Raw genomic sequence first — 25,849 nt, 5'->3', positions numbered from 1 at the left:
CCTTTAAATTTTTGATTACTTTTGCAAAAAAAATATTGATCACATCTTCCGATATATTTGCCATTTCCAGTCAAAAACAGTTTGAGAAAATTGCTTTGAAAGTGTTTCGTTTCCAATACGAAAACAACTTGGTCTATCAGGAATTTTGCGATTTTTTAAAAACAGATCCTCACAAAGTAAAATCGCTACAACAAATTCCATTTTTACCGATTCAGTTTTTTAAGAGTCATGAAGTGGTTTCGAATACCAATCCCATTCAGGAAACTTTTACCAGCAGCGGAACCACAAGCCCCGTAGCCCATAAAGGGGGAAATTTGGATAAAAAAGTAATTCCCATAACTAGCAAACATTTAGTTACGGACGTCACTCTGTATGAAGAAAGTTACCGCAAAGGGTTTTCCGAATTTTATGGCAATATTGAAGATTATGTTGTTTTGGCCTTGCTTCCTTCCTATCTGGAACGGGAAGGATCTTCCTTAATTTACATGGTCAAGGATTTAATTGAACTTTCCAATCATCCTGAGAGTGGTTTTTACCTGCACAATCACGACGAACTGATTGCCAAACTTATCGCTTTAGATCTAGCGGGTCAAAATGTAATCCTGATTGGGGTTACTTTTGCTTTATTGGACTTAATTGAAACCTTCAACGAAAAAAGTTCTTTTTCAGATAAAAAAAAGAAGGCTATTGATGACCTTGGGCAAAAAACTGAACTTTCAGAAAAAAAACATTCGTTTCAACTGCAGCACACCATTATCATGGAAACAGGCGGCATGAAAGGAAAACGTAAAGAAATGATTCGAGAAGAACTACACGAACAATTGTGTAAAGGATTTGGCGTTTCAGCCATACATTCTGAATATGGAATGACCGAGTTGCTTTCGCAAGCGTATTCCTTAGGAAACGGCGTATTTGAATGCCCATCTTGGATGCAAATCCTTGTTCGCGATACCGAAGATGCTTTGACCTACATTCCAGACGGAAAAACGGGCGGTATCAACGTGATTGATTTAGCTAACATCAATTCCTGTTCCTTTATTGCTACGCAGGATTTGGGCAAAAAAAATCCCAACAACTCTTTTGAAGTATTGGGACGTTTTGATAATTCTGATATTCGAGGTTGTAATTTGATGGTCTTGTAAAAAGGTTAATCGTTAATTTATTTCATCGGTTAACCAAATTAACGAGCAAAATTATTCATAAATATCTTTTCTGTGACCTAAGTCGATAACATCAATTAGCAAAATATCATCGAAAATTTCATAAATAATTCTGTAATCTCCAACACGAATTCTATATCCTTTTCTTCCTTTCAATTTTCTATACCCTTGCGGCCGTGGATTTTCAGCTAAATCATAGATTTGCTTTTTGATTGCTGAATAGTGAGGCTCATTAATTTTGATTAAAGCTTTCAAAACTTTATTTCGAAATTCGATAGCATAAGCCATTACTTCGCTAATTTGCGCTTTTCTTCAATAATTTTAAAAGCTTCGTCTATAGAAATTCGATAACCGTCATCCTCTTTTTTGGCTTCATCATAAAGACGTACATCTTCTAAATCTTCCAATTTTTCAATCAATTTATTATATTTCTTGATAGGCAATACAACTGCGGTTCTATTTCCTTTTTCGTCAGTTAAAAATTGAGTTTCCATAGCTTTTCGTTATTTCAAGTAAAGTTATACAATTATTTAACCCGAAGCACAAAATAATTTTTCTTACCGCTTTGCAATAATACAAATTGATTGTTGATTAAATCTTTGTTCGAAAGCGAGAATTCTTCGGTTACTTTTTCTTTATTTACTGAAATAGAATTAGCTGTCAAAGCGCGTCTTGCTTCGCCATTCGATTTTAGAAATCCTGTTTTTTCGTTTAGAACATCAACAATATTGATTCCTGATTCAATCTCGGCTCTGCTGATTTCTGCTTGAGGAACACCATCAAAAACATCTAAGAAAGTAGCTTCGTTCAATTGCTTCAAATCATCTGAAGTGGAATTTCCGAACAAAATATTCGATGCTTTTATGGCATTTTCTAAGTCTTCTTTGGAATGCACAAAAACGGTAAGCTCTTCGGCCAATCTTCTTTGCAAGACTCTTAAATGCGGTGCCGTTTTATGCTCTACTATTAATGCGTCTATTGTTGCTGCATCTAAAAAAGTAAAAATCTTAATGTATTTTTCCGCATCCACATCGGTGGTATTCAACCAAAACTGATAAAATTTATAAACCGATGTTTTATCAGCCGTCAACCAAACATTTCCTCCTTCGGATTTTCCAAACTTGGTTCCGTCCGCTTTTGTGATTAACGGACAAGTCATCGCGTATGCTTTGGCCTCTTCACCTACATTCATCCGACGCACTAATTCAGTTCCAGTTGTAATATTTCCCCATTGATCAGAACCTCCCATTTGCAACAAACAATTGTATTCTTTGTGCAAATGGTAAAAATCATATCCTTGAATTAATTGGTACGTAAACTCCGTAAAAGACATTCCTTCGCCTTCACCGGACAATCTTTTCTTTACAGAATCTTTGGCCATCATGTAATTCACCGTGATTCGTTTGCCCACGTCACGAGCAAAATTAATGAATGACAAATTCTTCATCCAATCGTAATTATTTACCAGAACTGGCGCATTTATTTCGCTTGAATTAAAATCTAAAAAACGAGATAAAACACTTTTTATCCCCTCCACATTATAATTTAAAGTCGCTTCATCCAAGAGATTTCTCTCATCCGATTTCCCAGATGGATCCCCTATCATTCCTGTTGCTCCACCCACTAATGCAATCGGTTTATGTCCGAAATTTTTCAAGTGAACCAAAAGAATTATAGGTACTAAGCTTCCAATATGTAAGGAATCCGATGTTGGATCAAATCCTATATATGTAGTTGTCATTTCTTTTAGAAGTTGCTCTTCGGTTCCAGGCATGATGTCGTGAACTAAGCCGCGCCATTGTAATTCGGAAATAATATTTTTCATTGTATAAAAATCAATTTCCACAAAGATAAAATTTATTGTGGATTCGGTTATTTGTTTAATAGGTTATTCGAAAAAAATTATTCGTATTTTCGTAGCATGATTTTAGTCACAGGAGGAACGGGTTTAGTAGGCACGCATTTATTGCTTCATTTAATTGAAAATGGAGAAAAAGTACGTGCTATTTATCGAAGTGCCGCCTCGATGGAGAAAACGAAATCCCTATTTGCCATCTACAAAAAGGAATCGTTATTCGAGCAAATCGAATGGATTCCCGCAGATATTACCGAAATCCCTTCGTTAGAAATCGCCTTCCAGAATATTGATTCCGTCTACCATTGTGCCGCTTTGATTTCCTTTGATCCAAAAGATGAAGATGCTTTGCGAAAAACAAACATTGAAGGCACCGCAAATATTGTGAATTTTTGTATCGCTTATAAAATAAAAAAACTGTGTTTTGTAAGTTCCATTGCCACTTTGGGTGATTTGCTGCCTCATGAAAAATTCATCACCGAAGAAACCGAATGGAATCCGGAAAAGTACCATACTGATTATGCTATTTCTAAATATGGTGCCGAAATGGAAATCTGGCGCGGACAACAAGAAGGTTTAGATGTGATAATTGTAAATCCAGGCATCATTCTCGGGCCTGTCCCGAAGTTTCGGGATTGGGAGCAAGGAAGCGGACAACTTTTTACGAAAGTAAAAAAGGGATTGCAATTTTACACGCTAGGTTCAACCGGATTTGTTGCCGTTACTGATGTGGTCCGAATTGCGCATCAATTGATGCAAAGCGAAATCAAGAATGAACGCTTTACCTTGATTGCAGAAAACAGTGTTTACCGGGACATCCTGAATACTATGGCGGATGCATTGGGCGTGAAACGACCTGAAACTCATACAAAACCCTTTTTCATGGAAATTCTCTGGAGATTGGATTGGTGCGTTTCTACTATTTTTCAACAAAAGAGAAAATTATCGCACGCTACCGCAAAAGCTTCCTACTCGAAAAACAGGTATTCCAATGAAAAGATTAAAAACAGATTAAAAACAGATTTTACAAATATCACCGACTACATAAAAGACATTTCAGCGCTTTAAAAGGGCGCTTCATTCTGTTTTAATCGCGAAGTATCCTTAACAATTACAGGCGTTTTTTTCTTTTTCAAAAGAAGGGATTTCTTTTTCTTTTTATCTATGGTAAGTAAAGAATCAACTTGTTTTTTGTTATCCTCCAATCGTTGGGTCATTTGCTCAAACATCACTTTGTAACCCTCATAATCGGACGCATAATAAATATTACTTTTGGCAAACTGCAGGCTGTCAATTTTATATTTTTTATAAATATATTGTGTAGGATTTATTTTGAACGTGTCCAGGGAGGCTGGATTTTGGTATTTTATCGCTTCTAAAACAGACAAATCATACATCACATTTATCATAACGTCTTTATCAATAAGCCGTTCCGGTTTTTTGACTACTTCCTCTTTACAACCTAATAAGAGAGTCCCGATCGCTAAAAATGCTATAATTTTTTTCATTTATCAAAAATTTATCTTTCAAACAACAACCGTTTGCCCACACGAATGTCTTTTACCTTAAATGCGTTATATACTAATTGTCCATTTACAAAAGTATGGGTAATTCTGGACTTAAAAGTAAAACCTTCAAATGGTGACCACCCACATTTAGCCATAATATTTTCTTTCTTAACACTCCACGGCAAACCTGAATTTACGATCACTAAATCCGCATAATAGCCTTCTTTAATGAAACCACGTTTTTCTATTTTGAAAATCTTTGCCGGATTATGACACATTTTTTCCACAATTTTCTCCACGCTAATTTTACCTTGATGAAAGGCTTCAAACATAGCCACAACAGCGTGTTGAACCAGAGGCCCACCGGAAGGCGCATTCAAATACGATTGTTTTTTTTCTTTTAATGTGTGTGGCGCATGATCTGTGGCAATCACATCGATTCTATCATCCAGCAAGGCTTCCCAAAGCACTTTCCGGTCATTCACAGTTTTTACCGCGGGATTCCACTTGATCAGATTGCCTTTGGTTGCATAATCATCATTGGTAAACCACAAATGATGGATACAAACCTCAGCTGTGATTTTCTTGTCTTCCAATGGAATTTTATTGGTAAACAAATCCATTTCTTTAGCAGTTGAAAGGTGAAAAACATGCAAACGCGCTCCTGTTTTCTTCGCCAGCGCAACCGCTTTGGAAGACGAAATATAACACGCTTCCTCACTGCGGATCAGGTGATGTGCGGTAATGGGAACATCTTCTCCATACTCTGCTTTGTATTTTGCTAAATTATTTTGGATAGTCGTTTCATCCTCGCAATGTACCGCGATAAGCAGTGGTGTACTGGAAAATATTTTTTCTAAAGTGGCTTCATTATCCACCAGCATATTTCCGGTTGAGGATCCTAAAAATATTTTGATTCCGGCAACATTCTTTGGATTTGTTTTTAGAACCTCTTCTAAATTATCATTGGTTGCACCCATCATAAACGAATAATTCGCATACGATTTTTGGGCAGCCAACTCGTATTTTTGTTCTAATATTTCTTGGGTAACCGCATTCGGAACCGTGTTCGGCTGTTCAATAAAGGACGTAATTCCCCCTGCAATTGCGGCCTTAGATTCGGATTCGATGTCGCCTTTGTGCGTGAGTCCTGGTTCTCTAAAATGCACCTGATCATCAATGGCTCCGGGAATTAAATAATTTCCCTCGGCATCAATGATTTTACATTCAGAGGATTTAGCGCTGATGCTTTCTGCAATTTCAACAATAAGGTCATTCTCAATTAACAAATCACCTTCAAAAATGACTCCTTCATTTACTATTTTGGCATTCTTTATTAAAACCCTGTTCATCGTATTTTTTTCTTATAATGTATTGAAAAGTCTTTTTAATCTAAGCGAAATAACTCCAAAAACGGCTTCAATAATTATTGAATTACTCATTTTGGATTGCCCCTTGGTTCTATCAGTGAAAATAATTGGAACCTCTACGATTTGAAAATTCTTACAATATGTTCTATATTTCATTTCAATTTGAAAGGCATACCCAACGAATTTAATGGAATTTAAATGGATTTCTTCTAAAACTTTTCTTTTGTAACAGACAAACCCAGCGGTAGCATCATGAATTTTCATTCCGGTAATCATGCGCACATAAACAGAGGCAAAATATGACATTAGCACCCGGCTTAAAGGCCAGTTCACCACATTGACACCGGTTACATATCTAGATCCAATTGCTAAATCAGCATCCCCAAAATGACAGGCACTGTACAATTTTTCTAAATCATTGGGATTATGAGAAAAATCGGCATCCATTTCAAAAACATATTCATATCGGCGCTCCAATGCCCATCTGAATCCATGCACATAAGCTGTACCTAAACCTGATTTCTTATTTCTTTTTTCTAAAAACAACCTGCCTCCAAATTCTCTCTGAAGCAAAACAACCTTATCAGCAGTGTGATCTGGTGAATTATCATCAATAATAAGCACATGAAAGGGTTTGTGTTGCGAAAGCACCGATCGGATAATACTTTCAATATTTTCAATTTCGTTATAGGTAGGAATTATAACAATACAATCATTCATATTTAGGCTAATTTCACCGCAAAAGTAAACTTTTTATGCCATTTGATCCTTAATAAAATTATAATAAAAAGAATGGTATAAAAATTAGTAATTTTACCCCGTTATGATAGAAACCATACTTCATCCAAGAATAACAGAGAACAAAGACTGGGCGACCGTACTTTTTGTGCTGTCATTTGCTATTATTGCTATTACTAGATCCATTTTCGAAAATCGTTTTGGTGATTTTGCGAACCTTATTTTCTCCAATAAATACACCAAAGTATACCGTGACAGCAGTCATCTCAAAAGCGGATTCACTGTTGCTTTATTTTTGGTTCAAATCATCTCCCTTGCGTTCTTCATCCAAATTGCATTGAGCTATTTTGGCCCTGTTTCAAAAACGGACTGGTTGCTTTATATTCAAATATTTACGTTCTTGATCTTCTTCGTTTTAGCAAAGTATTTAATCGAAAAAATAATTGCAACCTCATTCAATATTGAAGAATTTATGGAGCAGTTCAACCTTCAAAAGGTAACTTACAGGACCTATATTGGATTAATCATACTGCCATTCAATATTATTTTGTTTTATAACGACACAATCTCAATAAATATTCCATTATTAATTATAGGCATTATATTGACAATCAATGTTATAACTTATTTTATTTCAATAAAAAATTATCAAAATTTAATAATCGGTAAGTTGTTTTATTTTATTTTATATCTTTGCGCTCTCGAAATAGCTCCCTATTATTTCATGTATTATTGGTTCACAAAAGGGAGTGCTTAGAAAACGTTAAAATATGAAAGTGAAAACAATTTTGGTATCACAACCAGAGCCTAAAGTGGAAAATTCCCCATACTTTGAACTTCAACAAAAGCATAAAGTAAAAATTGATTTCAGGCCTTTTATTCATGTAGAAGGAGTTAATGCTAAAGAGATCCGCCTTCAAAAAATTGATCTTAATCATTACACCGCAATTATTTTAACCAGTAGAAATGCAGTAGACCACTTTTTCAGAGTGGCCGAAGAAATGCGATTTAAAGTACCCGAGGGATTAAAATATTTCTGCCAATCAGAAGCAGTCGCTTTTTACCTGCAAAAATATGTGGTATATCGAAAACGGAAAATTTACGTTGGACCAAAAGACTTTGCCGATTTATCCCCACTGATTAAAAAATACAAAGACGAAAAATTCTTATTACCTGCTTCAGATCAACTCAATGCGGATGCTCCAATAACGCTGGACGCCTTAAAAGTAGACTGGACTCCCGCTATTTTTTACAAAACAGTGATGAGCGATTTGTCTGATTTAGCCGATGTATATTATGATGTTTTGGCCTTCTTTAGTCCAACCGGAATAAAATCATTGTTCATGAATTTTCCGGAATTTGAACAAAACAATACTCGAATTGCTGTTTTTGGCAGTACCACCCAAAAAGAAGCTTTGGATCATGGCTTAAGAATCGATATTCTTGCGCCAACCCCGGAAACTCCCTCGATGACAATGGCTTTAGAGAAATATGTTATGGAAGCCAACAAAGGAAAATAAAAAATTACTTTTCGAAATAAAATCAAAAAAAGCCATTCGCAATCCGAATGGCTTTTTTGATAATACAAAATCTAAAATTCCGTTGTGGTTCTTTATCGTGTATTACTGATACATATAAATTAGTACTACTGTCAGTTCGAGCACAATCGAAAATCATTTTAGCATCCAGACTGCGCTCAATATCACATAAAACTCAACAAATACTAAATTTAATCGTTTTTTTTTTAAATTTGATTTTCAATTCAAACTAAATTTAATAGTTTAGTTTAAAACAACAACCTATGAAAATCAATTCACTAGTAGTAGAAATTGACGGTATCGATAAAGAAATCTTGCGCGACTTGATGGAAGATGCCCGAAAGCCAATTCTTCAAATCGCCAATAAAATTGGAATTTCCGGAGCTGCGATTCATCAACGTTTGCGAAAACTGGAACAATCCGGCGTTATTTCGGGATCAAAATTTACGGTAAACAATAAAATTTTGGGCTATAACACGATGGCTTTTGTTGGAATTTATCTGGACAAAGCGGCTAGAAATCCAGAGGCGGTACGTGATCTAAAAAAAATTCCTGAAGTACTAGAATGCCATTATACGACAGGAAACTGGTCTATTCTTATTAAAATAATTTGTCGAGATAACGAACATTTAATGCAATTACTCAATACCAAAATCCAAGCGATAGAAGGCGTTTCCAGAACAGAAACTTTTATTTCTCTGGACCAACAAATTGAAAGACAAATTCAATTGTAGCACCACTTTTATCCCTTTGTGACTCCATGAACTTTGTTATTTCTGCGTAGGATAAATCATACACTCCGAATAACTTGATGAGATTTCTTCTCCGTCGAGATGAAATAGAGGCAAAAAAATCCGTCTTGTTCTTACACAAGACGGATTTGTATTTTTTTAGCAAACATCTAATTCCTTCTTCCTCCCATATAAATCGAAACATAATACAAGAGTGTCGCGATGGATCCTAAAGCAGCCACAACATACGTTCTAGCAGCCCATTTAAGCGAATCTTTGGCTCCCGCTTGTTCTTGCTGTGTCAGCATTCTTTTGTTTTCTAACCAAGCCAACGCCCGATTACTCGCATCATATTCGACCGGCAAAGTAACTATAGAGAATAAAGTAGTTGCTGCAAAAATGATAATTCCCACCAGTAGTAATTGCGGAAAAGTCTTCATCATCAAGATTCCTCCTAGCAAGATCCACTGCATATACGTAGAGGCTACATTTACCACCGGCACTAATTTAGATCGCATTGTCAGCCACTGATACCCTACAGCGTGTTGCACCGCATGTCCACATTCGTGAGCCGCAACAGCTGCCGCTGCCGCATTTCTTTGGTTGTAAACGGCCTCGCTTAAATTCACAGTTTTGTCAGATGGATTATAATGATCCGTCAAACGTCCCGGTGTAGAGATTACTCGTACATCACGAATCCCGTTATCGGCAAGCATTTTCTCGGCGATTTCAGCACCGGACATTCCGTTTTGCAATTGCAATTTAGAATAATATTCAAATTTGCTTTTTAGTCTTGAACTAACTAACCAGCTGAAAAGCATGATTGCTCCGGCAAGAATCAAATAACCCATTCCCATATTTTTGTTTTTTAATTTATTATTTAAAGTTACAAAAGAATTATCAAAATCTGAACCATTTTTTTATTGCGTCAATTTGGCATTCCTAAAAATGGAACGCAGATTACGCGGATGAAAAGGATATGCGCAGATTTATACGGATTAGTATGTTTGTTAAAAATTTACCCCACTAAATTAATAATTTTTCCCGGAACAATTATTACCTTGTTTGGCGTTCTTCCTTCTAATTGTTTGATGGTTCTTTCATCTTTCATTACAATTTTCTCGATTTGCTCCTTGGTTAAATCCAAAGGCAAAACCATCGTGAAACGCATTTTTCCATTGAAAGAAACCGGATATTCCTTTTCTCTTTCTACTAAATATTTAGCTTCAAAAACAGGAAAAGCAACTGTTGTAATCGAACCTTTATTTCCTAGCAACGACCATAATTCTTCGGCGATGTGTGGTGCATACGGCGAAATCACAATCGCTAAAGGCTCCAAGATTGCACGAGAATGACAATTCTGCGTTGACAATTCATTCACACAAATCATAAATTGTGAAACCGAAGTATTAAATGAAAAACCTTCGATATCTTCTGCCACTTTTTTGATAGTTTTGTGCAATGATTTTAGATTCTCCCCCAACCCCTCCGAAGAAGGGGAGTCAGAAACGTAGAAAGAGTCGTCTGGTCCAGTATGATACAAACGCCATAATTTTTTCAAGAAACCAAAAACTCCTGATATTCCTGCTGTATTCCAAGGCTTTGCTTGTTCCAATGGTCCTAAGAACATTTCATACAAACGCAATGTATCAGCTCCATATTCGTTACAAATATCGTCTGGCGTTACTACATTGTATTTGGATTTCGACATTTTTTCGATTTCGCGACCTACAATGAATTTTCCGTTTTCATCTAAAATAAATTCCGCATCTGCATAATCTTCTCTCCAAGCTTTGAATCTTTCAATATCTAATTCATCAGAAGAATTAACCATTGAAACATCAACATGAATTGGCTGCACGTTTTGTCCACCGATTTTATTTTTAGAAACATACGTATTTGTTCCGTCTAATCTATACACAAACGCACTCATTCCCAAAATCATCCCTTGATTGATCAATTTTTTGAACGGTTCTTCAGTTGGTGCAAAACCTTTGTCTTTTAGGAATTTGTTCCAAAAACGGGAATACAATAAATGTCCGGTGGCATGTTCGCTTCCGCCAATATATAAATCTACGCTTTCCCAATATGCCAATGCGTCTTTACTTGCAAATTCGCTTTCGTTCTGCGCATCCATATAACGCATCCAATACCATGAACTTCCCGCCCAACCTGGCATCGTGTTCAATTCTAATGGAAATATAGTTTCCTCCCCCAACCCCTCCGAAGGAGGGGAGAGAAGCTCATTCGAAACCACTTTATTATTTACACTGTCCCAAGCCCAAACCAAAGCGTTACCTAAAGGCGGTTGCCCGTCTTCGGTTGGTAAGTATTTCTCTACTTCTGGCAAGATGATTGGTAAATGTTTTGCTGCAATCATTTGCGGCAAGCCATTCACATAATATACCGGAAACGGCTCTCCCCAATAGCGCTGGCGCGAGAAAACAGCATCACGCAAACGGTAATTGATTTTTCCTTTTCCTTGGTTTAGTTTTTCTAATTCTTCTATCGCTTTTTTAGTTGCTTCTTTGTATGTCAGTCCGTTTAGGAAATCAGAATTGGCGATAATTACATTGTCTTTCGAACCGTATGCAACCTCAGAAATATCGACATTCGCGAAAATGTTTATGATTTCCTGCATTCCGTTTTGACCTTTGAAGAAATTCGCAAAAGCATAATCTCTTTCGTCGCCACAAGGAACCGCCATAACCGCGCCTGTCCCGTAACCTGCCAAAACATAATCCCCAATCCAAACCGGAATTGGTTCTTTCGTAAAAGGATGCTCTACGTAAGCACCAGTAAATACTCCAGAAATGGTTTTGACATCAGCCATACGTTCTCTTTCAGAACGTTTTGACGTTTTTTCGATATATGCATTGACTGCCGCTTTTTGTTCCTCAGTTGTTATTTCTTGAACCAAAGGATGCTCTGGAGCCAAAGTCATGAATGTAACTCCAAAGATGGTGTCGGGCCGAGTGGTGAAAATCCCCACCCCAACCCTCCCCGAAGGGGAGGGAGCCGAAGCTGAATTCGTAATATCTTCTCGTTTTCTATTATTTAATTCAGTTTGAATTTTAGACAAAACTGCTTCAATATCTTTTTTTACCTCATCATTTGAAAATCGAATAACTTTGAATCTGTGTTTTTGTTCTAATTCAAAAGTCCTTTCTTCATCAAGTTCTATTTGTTCAGGAGTATTATGATATTCTCCATCAACTTCAACAACCAATCTACTTTCCAAACAAACAAAATCAGCAATATAATTACCAATTAAATGTTGTCTTCTAAACTTACTGTCTAATTTTTTATTCCGAACAGCATCCCACAATAACGCTTCAGCAAATGTTGGTTCTTTTCGCATTTCCTTGGCATTAACCAATAAATGTTTAGCATTCTGAGAATCCCCTGTCATGTACCCAGGCTCGGCTCCCCCTCTTTTGGAGGCGGCTGAGGGGAGGAGATTAAAGGTTACCATCGCCCCAACACTTTTCCCAATCCAGTTTCTCTGACTTTCCTTAATGCTTTCGCTCCAGTCAATATCGTTTAAGCCTTGCAGTAAACGTTCTGCATAAGCCGAAATTCGCATGCTCCATTGTGTCATTTTCTTGCGCACCACTGTAAAACCGCCACGCTCTGAAACACCATTTACGATTTCGTCATTTGCTAAAACCGTTCCCAATCCCGGACACCAGTTTACTTCAGTCTCGGCCAAATAGGTCAATCTGTATTGCAATAAAATTCGCTCCTGTTGCTCTTTTGCGAAAGCGTTCCATTCATTTGCTAAAAAAACTTCACTATTTTCATCGCAAACCGCATTGACATTTGCATTTCCTTCTTTTTGGAAAATCGAAACCAAAGTCGAAATATCTTCGGCTTTGTCGCTGTTTTTATTGTACCATGAATTGAATAATTGAATGAAAATCCATTGTGTGTGTTTGTAATAATCGGGATTTGAAGTACGCACTTCTCGACTCCAGTCGAAAGAGAATCCAATTTTGTCCAATTGCTTTCTGTATCCTGCAATTTTATTTCCTTCTTTATCCGTTCCGCCGTCAATATTTACCGAAGTAGTATCCTCAGGACGCTGACCAGTCTGTATGGCATATTGCTCAGCAGGCAAACCAAAACTGTCATAGCCCATAGGATGCAACACGTTAAAACCTTGGTGTCTTTTGTATCTGGAATACACGTCAGAGGCAATGTATCCCAGCGGATGTCCTACGTGCAATCCTGCTCCAGATGGATAAGGAAACATATCCAGTACGTAATATTTAGGTTTTGTTGCGTTATTTTCAGCTTTAAATGTTTCGTTTTCTAACCAATATTGCTGCCATTTGGCTTCTATTTCGTTCGGATTGTATTTCATTCCTCTTTTTTATTGTTTTTTAATGGAGTCATGCTGTCGCGCACTCAAGTCATTCCTCTTTTTTATTGTTTTTTAATGGAGTCATGCTGTCGCGCACTCAAGTCCTTTTTATAAGGTTCTGAACAAATGAGCAACTGAGGTTCTACCTTTTATTACGATGACTATTTTTAGGTCGCAAATTTACGTTTATTGTACGAAAGTTGAAACTTTGAGCGTTATTAACTTTAAATAAAGAAATTCTTTGTTATTTTTACCCAATAATTTCAGTAAACTATGAGTTCTTCCTTTGATAATTTTCAAAAACGCCGTTTAATTTCCTCTTATTTCTCAGTAGTGCTAAGTGTATTCTTGGTTTTATTTCTGTTGGGAATATTGGGTCTTTTCATTATAAATTCTAAAAAATTAGCGAACGATTTCAAGGAAAATATTGCTATGACCGTTTTTTTCAAAAACGAAGCCAATGACACGGTATTAAAAGCTTTTGGAACTGAATTAAAAGCAAGTCACTTTGTAAAATCATACGATTATGTAACCAAAGAAGCTGCTGCAAAACAACATACCGATATTATAGGGGAGGATTTCCTGGTATTTCTGGGAGAAAACCCGTTGCAAAATTCGTATGACATTCACCTGAAAGGAGATTATGTAATAAAAGACAGCATCACAAAAATCGAAGCTAGCTTACGCAAAAACGCTATGATTTCCGATATTGTGTATGACAAACAATTAGTAAATCTGGTGAACGACAACATCAAAAAAGTAAGCATGTGGATTTTGATAATCAGCGGTTTTTTGTCTTTTATTGCCGTATTACTGATCAATAGTTCGCTGCGTTTGTCCATACATTCTAACAGATTCATCATTAAGACCATGCAAATGGTAGGTGCTACCAAATCATTTATCAGAAAACCTTTTGTAATGCGAAGTATAAAACTGGGCATGATTGGAGCTTTTTTAGCCATAATAGCCTTGACTGGTGTACTGATTTATATAGAAACCAGTTTTCCAAATCTTGGCATATTAGAAGACAAAGCATTAATTGGACTTGTTTTATTGAGTGTTCTAGGAATTGGTATTTTAATTACCTGGTTAAGCACGCATTTTGCAACACAACGGTTCTTGAATTTAAGAACGGACGATTTATATTAATTTTTATTCGTTGATTTGGCTATTTGTTTACTCAAATTCTCACCATTCAGCGTTTAAATCAATCTCATAAAATGGAAAACAACAACCACAAACCAGAATTTCTTTTTGACAAAATAAATTATAAAATTCTCTTAATCGGGATTGGTGTAATTGCCTTGGGATTTGTTCTAATGGCCGGCGGAGGAAGTGATGATCCAAATGTATTTAGCGAAGACATCTTCAATTTTAGAAGAATTCGACTTGCGCCAACAACTGTTTTAATTGGTTTTGGCATAACTATATATGCCATTCTCAAAAGCCCAAAAAAACAATAAACAGTGACGAATTATAAGTTACAATACTGATTAATAGACTACTAAAAACAGAACACTGATCACGCTATAATGAATACATTACAAGCTTTTTTAATTGCCATAATCGAAGGATTAACAGAATATCTTCCCGTTTCATCCACAGCCCACATGGTTTTCCTAAGTTCCTATTTTGGAATTCAAGAAGATGGTTTTGTGAAGCTTTTTCAGGTTTCTATTCAGTTCGGAGCCATTTTAGCCGTTGTAGCTTTATATTGGAAGAAATTTTTTGATTTTTCCTCCAGAAGTATCGCCATCAAATTTTATCTCAAACTCATTTATGCCGTTATTCCAGCACTGGTTTTAGGAAAGTTATTTGACGAAACGATTGAAGCCGTTCTTGGAGATCCTATTCCTATTGCGATCGTATTGATTATAGGAGGTGTAATTCTGCTTTTTATTGACAGTCGTTTTCAAAGCCCCACTGTCATTCAAGAAGAAGATATTACTGTAAAAAAAGCTGTAATTATTGGTTTCTGGCAATGTTTAGCCATGATGCCGGGGACAAGTCGTTCCGCTGCCTCGATAATTGGGGGAATGCAACAAGGATTAACGCGGCATGCTGCGGCAGAATTCTCTTTCTTTTTGGCCGTGCCAACAATGATGGCGGTAACATGCTATTCTGTGTTCTTGAAAACCTACGAAACTTCACAAATGAAAGGCTATGAATTGATTTTAAAGTCTAACGAAAACATCCAATTATTCCTGATTGGTAATGTCGTGGCTTTTATCGTTGCCATTATAGCAATTAAATTTTTTATTGAAATTATCAAAAAATATGGTTTCAAACCATGGGGCTGGTACCGAATAATTGTAGGTGTCTTTTTATTGATCTACTTTTCATATTCTAAATAATTCCTTTTGAAGACAGCCGAAGATTACCAAAACGGACAAATTTTACTGATTGACAAGCCCTTGAACTGGACCTCATTTCAGGCGGTGAATAAATTGAAATGGGCATTAATCACTAAACTGAATCTGCCAAAAAAATTCAAGATAGGTCACGCTGGAACGTTAGACCCTTTGGCAACCGGATTACTGTTAGTTTGTACCGGAAAATTCACTAAAAGAATCACTGAACTTCAGGGTCAAGCCAAAGAATATACCGGAACTTTTTACATTGGAGCGACTACGCCTTCGTATGATTTAGAAACGGAGATCGATCAAACTTTCTCGACAGATCATATTGATGATGCTTTAATCCATGATACCATAAAACAGTTTCTAGGCGAAATAGATCAAAAACCCCCTATTTATTCGGCTATAAAAAAAGATGGCGTGCGCTTGTATGAACATGCCAGAGCAGGAGAAACTGTTGAAATTGCCACCAGAAAAACAACGATTCACGAATTTGAAATCACCAGAATTGCACTTCCTGAAATAGACTTTAGAGTAGTTTGCAGCAAAGGAACTTACATTCGTTCCTTGGCATTTGATTTTGGAAAAGCCATGGGTTCTGGTTCGCACTTAACGGCTTTACGCCGAACCAAAATTGGCGATTATGATGTAAAGAATGGTGTAGCTGTTACTGTTTTTGAAAATAATTTAGACTCCAATAATTAGTGTTTTGAGACTTTCAACCCTAACAACATTCTTAGTTGCTTTTTTAAAACGAGAATAATTTCCAAATTAATTCATCCCTAATTATATCTTTTTTTAATTACTTCGTTCAGCCACGTTTTATGAGAACTTGTTGTGCAGCGTACAACCTGATACAGCTGGGCATGCCCAAAAAAAATCCCTCTTAAAACTTCAAAAGGGATTGGTTTATTTTATGTTTTGGAGAAAATTATTCCATTTCTTCCGCGTCTTTGTCTTCTTTCTCCACCGCGTCTTTATAATCCGGATATAAAAACTTATTGTACGGAAAACGGGTAATGTGAATGTGACGTACGGCTTCATAAACACGTTCTCTGAATTCCTCAAAATTTTCCTTGTTAGTAGCCGAAATAAACAACGCATTTTGCTCGCCTACTCTGCTCATCCAAGTCGATTTCCATTCTTCCAGCGTATAATGTCTTGGCGTTTTTTCGGTCATTAAATCATCTTCGTCAATAGTCAAATGCTGGTAAGCATCAATTTTATTGAAAACCATAATTACCGGTTTGTCATTTGCCTTAATATCCAATAAAGTTTGGTTTACGGATGCAATATGATCTTCAAATTCAGGATGCGAAATATCAACTACGTGCAATAACAAATCCGCTTCGCGAACCTCATCCAGCGTACTTTTGAAAGAATCAACCAGTTGTGTTGGCAATTTCCTGATAAATCCTACCGTATCCGAAAGCAAGAAAGGAAGGTTTTTAATAACTACTTTTCGGACGGTGGTGTCCAGCGTAGCAAAAAGTTTATTCTCTACAAAAACATCACTTTTACCAACGGCATTCATCAAGGTTGATTTCCCCACATTAGTATATCCCACCAAAGCCACACGAACCATAGCGCCACGATTGCCGCGCTGCACACCCATTTGCTTGTCGATGGTTTTTATTTTTTCTTTCAATAACGCGATTCGGTCACGAACAATACGTCTGTCGGTTTCAATCTCCGTTTCCCCGGGACCACGCATTCCAATTCCCCCTTTTTGGCGTTCAAGGTGCGTCCACATTCCGGAAAGCCTTGGTAATAAATATTGACATTGCGCTAATTCTACTTGCGTTCTGGCGTACGAAGTTTCAGCACGTTGCGCAAAAATATCCAAGATAAGGTGCGTTCTGTCCAGAATTTTACATTCCGTTATGATTTTAGATATATTTTTTTGTTGTGAAGGTGATAATTCATCATCAAATACCAAAGTCGAGATATCATTTTCTTTTACAAAAAGATGAATCTCTTCAATTTTTCCGGTACCAACAAAAGTCTTGGGATTAGGACGTTCCATTTTTTGCGAAAAACGTTTCACCACTTGCCCTCCTGCGGTAAAAGTCAAAAACTCTAATTCGTCAAGATATTCGCGCAGCTTCTCTTCACTTTGGTTTTGAGTTACAATACCAACTATAGCCGTCTTTTCGAAATTTATTACTTCTTTTTCTAACATATTTTTGAATAAGTTACAAATTTAATGATTTGTCAGGGACTTATTGAGTTCTGGGTTTATAAAAAATTAGAAGCCGTAAATAATGATAGTTTTTTTGTCGATCCGAAAATTATACTGCTGAAATGTTTTTCTGCGAATAAAATAAATTCAGCCGTGTATTTCTCCAGATGAAACTGCTATTTAACTCCAGAACGAGAAAAATTTTGCCACAAATCACCATTTGATTTCAAAAAAATCAGTGAAAATTCGGATAATTCGTGGCTAAAAAAATTTGTCGAATTTGAAGTTATTTTAAAAACCCTTGTTTTTGTCTTACGCACATTAAATGTTAGTTCTATTTTAATAAAGTGCATCATTTGAAAACAGTTTAGGCGCTAATTTTGACTTACTATCAATTAAATTGAACAAAACAGTACATCATTCCAAATTTTATTCCACTGGAAAGAGTGTGAAATAAACAATAAAGAGTTTACTTTTACTTTTTAAGAAATTGCAGCGATAACTACAATTTTGTTACTGTTTTAAATAAAACGATCTCGTAAAAATCAAGCCGAATTATAAAACCAAAAATCAACTAGTAATTTATATTCAATAAAAATGAAGCATTATCTTTTTTCACTACTATTCACTTTAACGTTCTTGAGTAACGTTGCGGCACAACAATTAAAATCACCCAACCAAAAATTCACAATGGATTTTTCATTGTTAAGTGACGGCACTCCAAGTTACACTTTGAGCTACAAAAATAACGTCGTTATAAAACCTAGTAAACTGGGTCTTGAACTAAAAAGCGACAAAAAAACAATGTTGTTTGATTTGACATATAGTACTAATCCCGCTGAAAAAAAATTACTTTTTGATAAAAATTCGTTGTTAAATAATTTCACGATAACAGATACCCAAACAGCTACTTTTGATGAAAACTGGAAACCCGTTTGGGGAGAAGTAGCTTCCATTCGCAATCATTATAACGAATTGGCAGTAACCTTAAATCAAAAAGAAACAGACAGAAAGATTGTGATTCGTTTCCGTTTGTTTGACGATGGTTTAGGATTTCGTTATGAATTTCCTTCGCAAAAAAACCTTACTTATTTTGTAATTAAAGAAGAAAGAACTCAGTTTGCCATGACAGGAGATCATACTGCATTTTGGATTCCGGGTGATTATGACACTCAAGAATACGATTACACCACATCAAAATTATCGGAAATCCGAGGCTTATCAGAAAAAGCAACTACCGCAAATGTTTCTCAAAAGTCTTTTTCTACAACAGGAGTACAGACTTCGCTAATGCTAAAAACAGCAGATGGATTGTATATCAATCTACATGAAGCAGCATTAATCAATTATTCGTGCATGCATTTGAATCTAGATGATAAAAATATGGTATTCGAATCTTGGTTAACACCAGATGCCAAAGGAGACAAAGGATACATGCAGGCCCCAAATCATTCGCCTTGGCGTACAATAATTGTTAGTGATGACGCAAGAGAAATTCTGGCTTCAAAAATGACATTGAACTTGAATGACCCAAGCAAAATTGAAGATACATCATGGATAAAACCCGTTAAATATGTAGGTGTTTGGTGGGAAATGATCACCGGAAAAAGTTCTTGGGCGTATACGGATGAATTTCCAACGGTACAACTTGGCGTTTCTGATTTTTCAAAAGCGAAACCAAATGGAAAACACGGTGCCAACAACACTAATGTAAAAAAATACATTGATTTTGCCGCTAAACACGGTTTTGATGCCGTTTTAGTAGAAGGCTGGAATGAAGGTTGGGAAGACTGGTTTGGTCATTCCAAAGATTATGTTTTTGATTTTCTGACGCCATACCCTGATTTTGATGTCAAAGGATTGCATGAATATGCCAAATCAAAAGGTATTAAAATGATGATGCACCATGAAACTTCAGGATCTGTGCGTAACTATGAGCGCCACATGGATAAAGCGTATCAGTTTATGAAAGACAATGGATACGATGCTGTAAAAAGTGGTTATGTAGGTGATATTATGCCAAGAGGCGAAAACCACTACAGCCAATGGATTGTCAATCACTTTCAATATGCTTTGGAAAAAGCAGCCGAATATAAAATTATGTTGAATGCTCACGAAGCGGTTCGTCCAACGGGAATTTCAAGAACCTATCCCAATTTAATTGGTAACGAAGCAGCAAGAGGAACAGAATACCAAGCTTTTGGTGGTTCTAAACCCAATCACGTGACAGTGTTGCCTTTTACCCGTTTAGTAGGCGGACCGATGGATTATACTCCTGGGATTTTTGAAATGGATTTAAGCAAATTGAATCCGGATAATAATTCCCATGTCAACAGTACGATTGCAAATCAATTGGCATTGTACGTAACGATGTACAGCCCGTTGCAAATGGCAGCCGATACGCCGGAAAATTACGATCGCTTTCCTGATGCTTTTCAGTTCATCAAAGATGTAGCCGTAGATTGGTCTGACAGCAAATACCTTGAAGCAGAACCTGGTCAATATGTTACTGTTGCGCGTAAAGCAAAAGTGACGAACAATTGGTTTATTGGTAATGTAAATGGCGATACTTCTCGTACATCAACCATCAAATTTGATTTTTTGGAAAAAGGAAAAAAATATGTTGCCACTATTTATGCTGATGCAAAAGAGGCACATTATAAAACCAATCCACAAGCCTATACGATTCGTAAAATGACGGTGACTAACAAATCAAAACTGGCACAACTCAGTGCGCCCGGTGGAGGTTATGCGATAAGCATCGTTGAAATTAAATAATAATAAGCCGTTGGGTGTAATTCAATTTGTTTAATTTTTTAACCACATAGAAATATAGATTTTAAAATTCCGTAATGCGTTCCACTTTTTCCTAGAAAACCATAGCTATGTGAACCCAAGAATTAGGCTATCTTACTCTTTTTTCTATGTCTCTATGCGGTTCAAATTTTTTATTAAAGATTAATTGAAATTTTCTTTAATTACACCCAACGAGTTCATAATAATAATCCGTGTATTGTAATTCATTCTACCACATAAATTCATAAAACAGAAAAGGCTGCCTAGAAAATCTAGACAGCCTTTTTTAGTTTTATCTTTCTCTTTAACTAATTTACTTTAATCAGTTTAACATTGAAAACAAGAACAGATCCTGCTGGAATAGGTCCACTACCGTTGCTTCCATAACCCAGATGAGAAGGAATTAAAAGAACTCCGCTTCCTCCTTCTTTAAAAAAGGGAATACCTTCTGTCCATCCTTTTATCACTTGGTTCAAACCAAATGAAATGCCTGAAGCATCACTTTGATCAAAAACATTTCCATTAGTAAAATATCCTTTGTAGGCTACTGTTACATTAGATGAAGCTGTTGGTTGAGCGCCAGTTCCCGCTTCATTAACCACATAATACAATCCTGAATCGGTTTTTGTGGCAGTCAATTTATTTTTCGCAATGTAATCCACGATTTCTTTTTCGTTTTGAACCGTGTAATCAACAGGTTTAGATGCTTCGTTATCCGATAAACAAGAAACAAATAATAAAGAAATTAGGGCTAATAAAGTAGATTTCATAATTTAATTTAAACGTTAATGCTGCAAATATAGTAATTCAAGCAAAGTCTTTTATAAAAATTATTTATCACCAAAAATCTGGACGTCATCTACTTGAAAAGCGCCATCCAAAGCCAGGTTTTTTCCGGAGCCTGTATATTTAAAAGCAATGCTGATTTTACCTTGGAATGCAGATAAATCTACTGCGCCACTTCCTACAAATTGATACCAAGGCGTGGCTTGTTTGGGCAAATTAACCATTAAAGGAATCCAAGTGGCAGTTGCAAAATTCAATCCGTCAAAATTACTGGAAGCATACACTTCCAAGGAATTTAACTGGGAATCAACGTCTAAATGATGCTGAGCGCTTCTAAAAGTAAGGACTTCTTTCGTATGAACATCCATGTCAATTTTTGGCGAGATCAACCAAGCCACATTCGAAACAACTTTAGTTCCGCTAATGGCAAACTCGGCATACCCGTTACCGGAATAAACGGTGCCTTTCCAGAAAAGTGTTCCTTTTTGAACCATATTTGCCCAGCCGGGAAGACTCAAATTCGACTTATCGACAACTTTTTCAAAATCTTGGGAGAAAAAAGGAACAGCTCTGCTTCCGGTCATCACCACATCTTTTTCGGATCGCGGCAATAATTGGTAATCCGTTCCGTATTTTGTCAAAATTCCCCTTACTTTTCCGCTTCCTTCGGGAACAACTTTAGTCGAAAAATCAGAAAAACTACTCGTTCTAAAATAGACTTGATTGCCTAATTTATCTACTAATCCCCAATTTGTCGCACCGCCCACATTATTGGTTTCCTCAAAATAATGACGCCCTATGGCCAAAGCTGAAAACTGAACATCAGACAATTCGACCAACGTATTCAAATTAGAATCATTCAGCAGTTCCGACATGGTTAACGACCGAACCAAAACCTCCTCCTTTACGGTTGTACAAGAAGCGTTCAGCACTTTTTTATACTCATTTTGTGAAAGTCGCCCCACGCCACCTTCATTATAGGAATTCACAAAAATACTTCCGATACGCATCCCGCCAAATGAAATATCCGTATATTGATCTTTCAATTTTATATATACTTTATTGCCCAATCTATAGTCAATATACAAGTTGGTAGCATCCACAGGAACGCTAAATCCTATGGCTGGCGTTGTGGCTGTTGCCAAAGTCTGAAAGGAAATCGACTTGAAAAAATTTCCCGATTCATCGCTGGAAACCACATACGCCTCGATGATATCCTCGTATTTGTACTGTGTTACAATGGCATTCGCAACAGCAAGAACTTCGTTAACTGTTTTATTTACAACTAAATCCCGCTGGGTGCAAATGAGTTTTGGAGCCACAACCTCATCCGTTACGCAACTGCTGAAAGTGATTGTCAACAGTAAAAATATAACCGGTTTGCAAAATATTGATTTCATGTGCTTTAATTTATAAATTGATATAAAGATTGACAAAATACGTTCTTCCGTATCCGTAAAAATATTTTGGTCCAAAAGAAGGCGTGCCACTGGAAACATCTTGATTAATTTGTCTGAAATTTGCGTTTCGGGCTTGTTCATAACCACCCGTTTTATAGGTAACATCGAGTACATTATTGATGCTGGCAAAAATCCCGACATTCTTTCCGTAAATTCTCCATGATTTTCCACCCACAAGGTTGAGCAACATCGTTGGATCAAATTTTTCTTGTTTTATAAGTACTGTAGCCCGTTCCTCCGTTGCCTCTGGAAAATTGAAACCGCTTGCGGGATTTTTATAAAATATTTCGGTTCTGGAAATAGGAGAAATATCAATATAACTGTTGGTGAGGTAATTTACATTGGCGCTAATCCACCAATATTTTGGATCTCGATATTCAATTCCCACGGAATATGCGCGTTGTGGCATTCCCGCTTGCTTATAATTTTTGAGGGAAGCCGTTCCAAAATCAAAAACCGGACTGGTATTTTCTGGAGTTGCTTCAGCATCGTTTGTCAAAGTCACTCTTGGATTACTGTCATACGTATATTCCCCGAAAGCGGCCGAAAAAGTGGTTTTAAATGTTTGGCTTAATTGGTATTCCAAACTGAATTCGGCCCCTACATTTTTCTTATTCAATTGTGTTAATGTCTGACTCACAAAAGCATCGGTATTTAAATAACCGGAGCCATCATCAAAAATTCCTTCGGCATAAAAAAAGGAAATTTGAGTAGCATTTTTAATTAAGGAATAATACGCAGTTAGTCTGGCTTTGAGTTTTGGGGAACGATAGATGTAACTGGCGTCCAAACTGCTGATGTTCTCACTTTCAATACCGTCTACAATCGCATTATTCAATCGGGAATTCGCAAACGTATTTTTCAAAGATGGTGCTTTGGTTAAATGTGCCGCATTAAAAGTCACCAGCTGTTTGCCGGAGATTTTGAAATTGAATCCGGCTTTGAAGCCAAAGTTTTCAAATGCTGTTTTTTCGTTTTTCCCGAAGGAATTGGTTTCATAAATTCCGTTTTTGTACAGACCTTCCCTTTGATAATTGGCAGTAGAAAAATGCTGGGCCAGATAAAAATCCGCTTTGTTGTAGGTGAATTTGAATTGGGTAAACGCTTCTACAGTATTGGCAAAATAATTATAGTTGTATCCGTACGTATCCCCAACAACTACTTGACGGTCGGGACTATTCAAATCAGACTGGGATTGATTTCCACTATAAAAAGCATCGATATCTTCAAAATAGGAACCGCCAAGCAAGTCCAACAATTTTTGTGAATTATGCGATTTTAGTTTTTTGAAAGATGCTCCTGCATTCAAAAAAATATTTTCCGACAGTTGCGCACTCAAATTTGTTGTGGCCACCGCTGTCTGATCTTCTACTTGATCTTCATACAAAACATACTTGCTTTTTGTGGGTTCGTAGCCCGTAATTGTTCCATTAGCATCCAAAACCGGATTTTGATTGGCTCGGTACAATGCGGTCCAATCAATTTGCGAATTGGCTAAAAATTCCGCTTTACTTTTTTCTGCATTTTCATAATCCGGAGTAAATGCACCCGAGAATTCTCCATTATCAGGCGCATAAAGAGAGCTGTAATAACTGGGCATATTTCGATAATACGTTGGATCAGGACTATTCGCATTTTGATAATCGATGTTGCTGTTGGCAATTGTTCCAAATTGATACGTCACACTCGAATTCAAATTGGTTTTATCATTGATTTTAAAATAATGATTCAGCATTATCATGGGTTCTTCAATGGTTTTGATGCGGGCGTTTCTTTTTTCATTCTCTTGAAAACCCCAATACGAATTGTATTTTACGTTTGTCAATTGGGTAACTTCAGCTGTATTAGGGGAATTTTTGGCTCTGGAATTCGGAGTGTACAGTGCCGTGAGATTCAACGAATGCTTCTCGCCTACTTTTTTTTCGAGACTTATAAAAAAGGAATTCGCATCATAACTGCTGCCTTCAAAATACCCTTCTTGCGCCCAGCGCTTTCCTGCCGAAACTACAAAAGCCCAGCCACGGGAATTCATTCCGGAAGCATGCGTAGCCATGGTGCGCCAACTGTAATTGGTATTGGTCCCAGAAAATGAAATTCGAGAACCTGGTCTGTAAATAGAGGCTCGCGTATTGATTTCCTGTGTCCCTAAAATACCCCCAAACGTATAATCCGAAGGGGCAGTTCCCAAGGTAAATTCCTGATTACGTAGCGCGTCATTCAATCCGCCCCATGCACCCCATTGCGGTCTGCCGTCATAAATTTTATTCATGGAAACGCCATTGATCATCATTGTGGAATGTTCGCTGTCTAATCCCCGAACTCTAAAACGAGCTTGTCCCCAGTTGAAAGCGGCAGCTTGCAAAAAAGCATCTCGGGAGGATTGCAAGAGTCCGGAAGTACTTTCGGAACTGCTGTTGTCTTCGCCAAAATCACTTTCAATAAGTGTGATGATACTGTTTTGCTGCTCTATGGATTGGTCTTGTTCTAAAGATATGGTTCCCAAATCCAGCATTTGTCCTTCGGTAATTTCAACGGGATACAAGCCATCTTTGAAACCCTGACTGTGTACCAGAAGCAAAATATTTCCTGTGGGAACGGTATCAAAACTGAAATTACCATCCGTTTTAGTGAGTTGCATTAAAGTCGTATTTTGAACACTGACTACCACAAAACCTAACGAAATTTGCGTTTTTGAATCGATGATTTTTCCAAAAAAGCCTGTGTTATTTTGTGCCGTAATGCATCCCAGTTGAACCATGAAAAAGAAAGCTATGTAAAAATTATTCATATATTCAAACGATGAGGGTTCTATTTAATAAAAATTATAAATTCCAATAAAAAGTTCAACCGTTACAATGAATTGCAACGGTTGAACTAAAACATAGAAAGCGTCATCCGAAAGGGAATAACTTTGAAAACAATTAAAAATGAATTTTGGAAAAAGAGTATAAAACCTTACTACTATAATGCTGAAAAAAGTGGTATTTAAAATTCAGCCTGTT

Annotated in this window: 22 protein-coding genes; 10 read left to right on the top strand and 12 right to left on the bottom strand. The window is 36.7% G+C overall.

The genetic code is table 11. The features are described 5' to 3' along the window. The first annotated feature begins 35 nt into the window (after positions 1–35). On the top strand, positions 36–1,142 hold the full coding sequence (locus EKL99_RS07955; protein WP_197037225.1) for an acyl transferase: 1,107 nt from the start codon (positions 36–38) through the stop codon (positions 1,140–1,142). Positions 1,143–1,193: 51 nt separating this feature from the next. Here EKL99_RS07955 and EKL99_RS07950 read toward each other — a convergent pair whose 3' ends face one another. The 3 genes from EKL99_RS07950 to tyrS are packed head-to-tail and all read right to left on the bottom strand — an operon-like array spanning position 1,194 to position 2,985. Beyond that, on the bottom strand, positions 1,194–1,448 hold the full coding sequence (locus EKL99_RS07950; RefSeq protein ID WP_126553988.1) for a type II toxin-antitoxin system RelE/ParE family toxin: 255 nt from the start codon (positions 1,446–1,448) through the stop codon (positions 1,194–1,196). Then, the gene (locus EKL99_RS07945) at positions 1,448–1,654 is read right to left on the bottom strand and encodes a hypothetical protein (RefSeq protein ID WP_126457598.1); all 207 of its coding nucleotides are present in this window, start codon (positions 1,652–1,654) and stop codon (positions 1,448–1,450) included. Before EKL99_RS07945 ends, EKL99_RS07950 begins: the two co-directional genes overlap by 1 nt. A gap of 32 nt (positions 1,655–1,686) precedes the next feature. Beyond that, positions 1,687–2,985 (bottom strand): tyrosine--tRNA ligase, encoded by a 1,299-nt coding sequence (tyrS, locus tag EKL99_RS07940; protein WP_126576719.1) that lies wholly within the window; start codon positions 2,983–2,985, stop codon positions 1,687–1,689. A 96-nt stretch (positions 2,986–3,081) separates the two neighbouring features. Here tyrS and EKL99_RS07935 point away from each other — a divergent pair, with 96 nt between their 5' ends. Continuing rightward, positions 3,082–4,083 carry an NAD-dependent epimerase/dehydratase family protein gene (locus EKL99_RS07935; protein ID WP_126576718.1) on the top strand — a complete coding sequence of 334 codons (1,002 nt, stop codon included), beginning with the start codon at positions 3,082–3,084 and terminating at the stop codon, positions 4,081–4,083. Here EKL99_RS07935 and EKL99_RS07930 read toward each other — a convergent pair. The 3 genes from EKL99_RS07930 to EKL99_RS07920 are packed head-to-tail and all read right to left on the bottom strand — an operon-like array spanning position 4,080 to position 6,613. Continuing rightward, positions 4,080–4,523 (bottom strand): DUF4296 domain-containing protein, encoded by a 444-nt coding sequence (locus EKL99_RS07930; protein WP_126561444.1) that lies wholly within the window; start codon positions 4,521–4,523, stop codon positions 4,080–4,082. The genes EKL99_RS07935 and EKL99_RS07930 overlap by 4 nt on opposite strands. An 11-nt stretch (positions 4,524–4,534) precedes the next feature. Beyond that, positions 4,535–5,875, bottom strand: a complete 1,341-nt coding sequence (locus EKL99_RS07925) for a dihydroorotase (RefSeq protein ID WP_126576717.1) — start codon at positions 5,873–5,875, stop codon at positions 4,535–4,537. A gap of 12 nt (positions 5,876–5,887) precedes the next feature. Beyond that, positions 5,888–6,613 (bottom strand): polyprenol monophosphomannose synthase, encoded by a 726-nt coding sequence (locus EKL99_RS07920; protein ID WP_126576716.1) that lies wholly within the window; start codon positions 6,611–6,613, stop codon positions 5,888–5,890. A gap of 103 nt (positions 6,614–6,716) precedes the next feature. Between EKL99_RS07920 and EKL99_RS07915 the strand changes: the two genes are divergently transcribed. From EKL99_RS07915 to EKL99_RS07905, 3 genes are all read left to right on the top strand, one after another. Then, positions 6,717–7,388 carry a DUF4271 domain-containing protein gene (locus EKL99_RS07915; protein WP_126457604.1) on the top strand — a complete coding sequence of 224 codons (672 nt, stop codon included), beginning with the start codon at positions 6,717–6,719 and terminating at the stop codon, positions 7,386–7,388. A 13-nt stretch (positions 7,389–7,401) separates the two neighbouring features. Next, complete coding sequence (locus tag EKL99_RS07910; protein ID WP_126457605.1) at positions 7,402–8,151, top strand: uroporphyrinogen-III synthase; 750 nt, start codon at positions 7,402–7,404, stop codon at positions 8,149–8,151. 281 nt (positions 8,152–8,432) lie between these two features. Next, on the top strand, positions 8,433–8,903 hold the full coding sequence (locus tag EKL99_RS07905; RefSeq protein ID WP_126457606.1) for an Lrp/AsnC ligand binding domain-containing protein: 471 nt from the start codon (positions 8,433–8,435) through the stop codon (positions 8,901–8,903). A gap of 167 nt (positions 8,904–9,070) precedes the next feature. On the opposite strand, the gene EKL99_RS07900 is transcribed toward EKL99_RS07905, so the two are convergent. Next, a complete protein-coding gene (locus EKL99_RS07900) occupies positions 9,071–9,757 on the bottom strand; it encodes a zinc metallopeptidase (protein ID WP_197037224.1) in 687 nt (228 codons plus the stop codon). A gap of 161 nt (positions 9,758–9,918) precedes the next feature. Next, positions 9,919–13,266 (bottom strand): class I tRNA ligase family protein, encoded by a 3,348-nt coding sequence (locus EKL99_RS07895; RefSeq protein WP_126576715.1) that lies wholly within the window; start codon positions 13,264–13,266, stop codon positions 9,919–9,921. Between the two features lie 273 nt (positions 13,267–13,539). Here EKL99_RS07895 and EKL99_RS07890 point away from each other — a divergent pair, with 273 nt between their 5' ends. The 4 genes from EKL99_RS07890 to truB all read left to right on the top strand — a co-directional run bounded on the left by EKL99_RS07890 (position 13,540) and on the right by truB (position 16,328). Then, entirely contained in the window at positions 13,540–14,415 is an 876-nt protein-coding gene (locus EKL99_RS07890) for an ABC transporter permease (RefSeq protein ID WP_126516266.1), read from the top strand. 71 nt (positions 14,416–14,486) lie between these two features. Continuing rightward, a complete protein-coding gene (locus EKL99_RS07885) occupies positions 14,487–14,729 on the top strand; it encodes a DUF3098 domain-containing protein (RefSeq protein ID WP_126455479.1) in 243 nt (80 codons plus the stop codon). A gap of 69 nt (positions 14,730–14,798) precedes the next feature. After that, complete coding sequence (locus EKL99_RS07880; protein ID WP_126576714.1) at positions 14,799–15,620, top strand: undecaprenyl-diphosphate phosphatase; 822 nt, start codon at positions 14,799–14,801, stop codon at positions 15,618–15,620. A gap of 6 nt (positions 15,621–15,626) precedes the next feature. Further along, on the top strand, positions 15,627–16,328 hold the full coding sequence (gene truB / locus EKL99_RS07875; protein ID WP_126457614.1) for a tRNA pseudouridine(55) synthase TruB: 702 nt from the start codon (positions 15,627–15,629) through the stop codon (positions 16,326–16,328). Between the two features lie 226 nt (positions 16,329–16,554). Here the strand turns inward: truB and hflX are convergent, their stop codons facing one another. Further along, positions 16,555–17,805, bottom strand: coding sequence for a GTPase HflX (hflX, locus tag EKL99_RS07870; RefSeq protein WP_126456307.1), 1,251 nt, complete (start codon positions 17,803–17,805; stop codon positions 16,555–16,557). Between the two features lie 597 nt (positions 17,806–18,402). On the opposite strand from hflX, the gene EKL99_RS07865 reads away from it, so the two are divergent. After that, complete coding sequence (locus EKL99_RS07865; RefSeq protein WP_126563591.1) at positions 18,403–20,583, top strand: glycoside hydrolase family 97 protein; 2,181 nt, start codon at positions 18,403–18,405, stop codon at positions 20,581–20,583. 326 nt (positions 20,584–20,909) lie between these two features. Here EKL99_RS07865 and EKL99_RS07860 read toward each other — a convergent pair whose 3' ends face one another. From EKL99_RS07860 to EKL99_RS07850, 3 genes are read right to left on the bottom strand one after another with little or no spacing between them, the layout of a single operon-like run. Continuing rightward, entirely contained in the window at positions 20,910–21,371 is a 462-nt protein-coding gene (locus EKL99_RS07860) for an FKBP-type peptidyl-prolyl cis-trans isomerase (RefSeq protein ID WP_126576713.1), read from the bottom strand. Positions 21,372–21,431: 60 nt separating this feature from the next. Continuing rightward, positions 21,432–22,787, bottom strand: a complete 1,356-nt coding sequence (locus tag EKL99_RS07855) for a DUF5689 domain-containing protein (protein WP_126576712.1) — start codon at positions 22,785–22,787, stop codon at positions 21,432–21,434. A 10-nt stretch (positions 22,788–22,797) separates the two neighbouring features. Further along, positions 22,798–25,635, bottom strand: coding sequence for a carboxypeptidase-like regulatory domain-containing protein (locus tag EKL99_RS07850; protein WP_126576711.1), 2,838 nt, complete (start codon positions 25,633–25,635; stop codon positions 22,798–22,800). Positions 25,636–25,849: the final 214 nt, after the last annotated feature.

Origin of the sequence: Flavobacterium sp. ZB4P23 (assembly GCF_003970375.1) — a bacterium.
Lineage (GTDB): Bacteria > Bacteroidota > Bacteroidia > Flavobacteriales > Flavobacteriaceae > Flavobacterium.
The sequence above is the reverse complement of the archived record's forward strand: the minus strand, read 5'-3'. Positions and strand labels throughout refer to the sequence as shown.

Coding starts and splice junctions, on each gene's coding strand:
- EKL99_RS07930 (WP_126561444.1), bottom strand. CDS start 4,523: ATGAAAAAAATTATAGCATTTTTAGCGATCGGGACTCTCTTATTAGGT.
- EKL99_RS07855 (WP_126576712.1), bottom strand. CDS start 22,787: ATGAAATCAATATTTTGCAAACCGGTTATATTTTTACTGTTGACAATC.
- hflX (WP_126456307.1), bottom strand. CDS start 17,805: ATGTTAGAAAAAGAAGTAATAAATTTCGAAAAGACGGCTATAGTTGGT.
- EKL99_RS07895 (WP_126576715.1), bottom strand. CDS start 13,266: ATGAAATACAATCCGAACGAAATAGAAGCCAAATGGCAGCAATATTGG.
- tyrS (WP_126576719.1), bottom strand. CDS start 2,985: ATGAAAAATATTATTTCCGAATTACAATGGCGCGGCTTAGTTCACGAC.
- EKL99_RS07880 (WP_126576714.1), top strand. CDS start 14,799: ATGAATACATTACAAGCTTTTTTAATTGCCATAATCGAAGGATTAACA.
- EKL99_RS07900 (WP_197037224.1), bottom strand. CDS start 9,757: ATGGGAATGGGTTATTTGATTCTTGCCGGAGCAATCATGCTTTTCAGC.
- EKL99_RS07935 (WP_126576718.1), top strand. CDS start 3,082: ATGATTTTAGTCACAGGAGGAACGGGTTTAGTAGGCACGCATTTATTG.
- EKL99_RS07850 (WP_126576711.1), bottom strand. CDS start 25,635: ATGAATAATTTTTACATAGCTTTCTTTTTCATGGTTCAACTGGGATGC.
- EKL99_RS07885 (WP_126455479.1), top strand. CDS start 14,487: ATGGAAAACAACAACCACAAACCAGAATTTCTTTTTGACAAAATAAAT.
- EKL99_RS07915 (WP_126457604.1), top strand. CDS start 6,717: ATGATAGAAACCATACTTCATCCAAGAATAACAGAGAACAAAGACTGG.
- EKL99_RS07860 (WP_126576713.1), bottom strand. CDS start 21,371: ATGAAATCTACTTTATTAGCCCTAATTTCTTTATTATTTGTTTCTTGT.
- EKL99_RS07910 (WP_126457605.1), top strand. CDS start 7,402: ATGAAAGTGAAAACAATTTTGGTATCACAACCAGAGCCTAAAGTGGAA.
- EKL99_RS07920 (WP_126576716.1), bottom strand. CDS start 6,613: ATGAATGATTGTATTGTTATAATTCCTACCTATAACGAAATTGAAAAT.
- EKL99_RS07905 (WP_126457606.1), top strand. CDS start 8,433: ATGAAAATCAATTCACTAGTAGTAGAAATTGACGGTATCGATAAAGAA.
- EKL99_RS07945 (WP_126457598.1), bottom strand. CDS start 1,654: ATGGAAACTCAATTTTTAACTGACGAAAAAGGAAATAGAACCGCAGTT.
- EKL99_RS07890 (WP_126516266.1), top strand. CDS start 13,540: ATGAGTTCTTCCTTTGATAATTTTCAAAAACGCCGTTTAATTTCCTCT.
- EKL99_RS07950 (WP_126553988.1), bottom strand. CDS start 1,448: ATGGCTTATGCTATCGAATTTCGAAATAAAGTTTTGAAAGCTTTAATC.
- EKL99_RS07925 (WP_126576717.1), bottom strand. CDS start 5,875: ATGAACAGGGTTTTAATAAAGAATGCCAAAATAGTAAATGAAGGAGTC.
- EKL99_RS07865 (WP_126563591.1), top strand. CDS start 18,403: ATGAAGCATTATCTTTTTTCACTACTATTCACTTTAACGTTCTTGAGT.